Below are 1,120 nucleotides of genomic sequence, written 5' to 3' on the forward strand. Positions count from 1 at the left end.
CAGCCCCCTGCCCCGGCGCGTCCTCCCCTGTCGCCGCGCAGGGCACCGTCCCCTTCCCGACCGCGCCGAACGCACCTGCGGCGGGATACCCGGCCTCGGAAGGAGCGCAGAGCCATGACAACCGCGCGTAAAGCAGTCCTGATCGTCGCTACCGTTCTACTGGTCGGCGGCTCAGCGCTCGCCCTCGGGGCGTTCGCCGCGGCGGACTTCCGCTTCGAGAACCTGTCGAACGACACGCGCGACTGGGCATCGACCACGCTTACGCTGGACGCGGAGAGCGAAACGCCCCATACGGCCATCGTGGTGAGCGATCGGGACGAGGGGGTGCGCTTCGAGCCGGCCGACGGCGACGCCATCGAGGTCGTGTACTGGACCAGCAGCGAGAAGGCCGTGGACGTCGTCGACGAGGGCGGCACGCTTGCGATAACCGGCCGAGGCACGTCGCTTGCTGGCTTCCAGTTCATGAAGGTAGGTTTTCAAGACCATGCCACCGTGGTGAAGGTGCCGCGCAGCTACACGGGCTCCCTAACCGTGGAGACGAGCAGCGGCAGCATCGACGTGGCGGACCTCGACGGCCTCGGGTCCGTAGCGCTCTCGGCGAACAGCGGCTACGTGTCGGCCATGCGCGTAAGCGCAGGCAGCGTCGATCTGAAGACCTCGAGCGGCAACATCGTCGCGGTTGGCGTGGAGGCCGAGGCCTTCTCGGCACGGGCATCGAGCGGCTCGCTCTCCTTCGACGACGTGGAGGCATCCTCGTTCGAGGCGAGGACTTCGAGCGGGGACCAGAGCCTGGGAGACGTGCGCGCGAACACGTTGAGCGCCCGCAGCTCGAGCGGCGACATAGAGACGGCGGTCATCGACGCGGAGGGCGTCGAGCTGGAAGCGTCGAGCGGGTCGATCCATGCCCTGTTCGCCGGCACGGCGGCCGACTACGACACCACGGCCTCCTCGTCGAGCGGGCACGTGAGCGCCCCGAACGGCACGACGGGGGCCGCCAAGCGCATCGTCGCGAGCACCACGAGCGGCAGCATCGACCTGAGGTTCATGCGCGACAGCGCGACGCTCGACGGCTCCGAGGGCGTCGACCGAGACGCCCCGGCAGACCGCTCCGCACCCCCAA

Annotated in this window: 1 protein-coding gene; it reads left to right on the top strand. The window is 69.3% G+C overall.

Going from position 1 to position 1,120, the window contains the following annotated elements; genetic code table 11:
• Window positions 1–114: 114 nt before the first annotated feature.
• Window positions 115–1,120 (top strand): DUF4097 family beta strand repeat-containing protein (locus GPA_RS14870; protein ID WP_049784187.1); only part of this gene is annotated, 1,006 nt, incomplete at its 3' end.

The sequence above is a fragment of the Gordonibacter pamelaeae 7-10-1-b genome (assembly GCF_000210055.1).
GTDB lineage: Bacteria > Actinomycetota > Coriobacteriia > Coriobacteriales > Eggerthellaceae > Gordonibacter > Gordonibacter pamelaeae.